The organism is uncultured Winogradskyella sp. (assembly GCF_947498005.1).
Lineage (GTDB): Bacteria > Bacteroidota > Bacteroidia > Flavobacteriales > Flavobacteriaceae > Winogradskyella.
In genome coordinates, this window is sequence record NZ_CANMIW010000041.1 from 1 (window position 1) to 305 (window position 305).

1 protein-coding gene is annotated in these 305 nt (G+C 38.7%); it reads right to left on the reverse strand.

Annotation, left to right across the window (positions count from 1 at the left end; translation table 11 throughout):
- Positions 1-305, reverse strand: a 305-nt coding sequence (locus Q0891_RS17250; protein WP_299103583.1) for a hypothetical protein, incomplete at both ends; no start/stop codon positions are given.

Below are 305 nucleotides of genomic sequence, written 5' to 3' on the forward strand. Positions count from 1 at the left end.
ATTAAATCGCCTTCACCGACACAACCTGTCGTTGAGCTCGATGCAGATTTCACGATATTAATACCACCATCATTACACAGTGTTACATCTGTATTACTAGCATCAATGATATAAGTATCAGTGGCTTGAACAGCAGTTGTTCCATCAGGTTCTAAACCATTAGCCGTAACATTGTTGGTTATATTCCCAGCATCAACATTAGCTTGTGTAATGGTATAATCAGGTGCTGTAAATATCCAAGTTTCTGTAGGATCTAAAAGCCCATTCGTATTAGTGTCTCCAGTAAGTGTAAGTGACGACGTAAT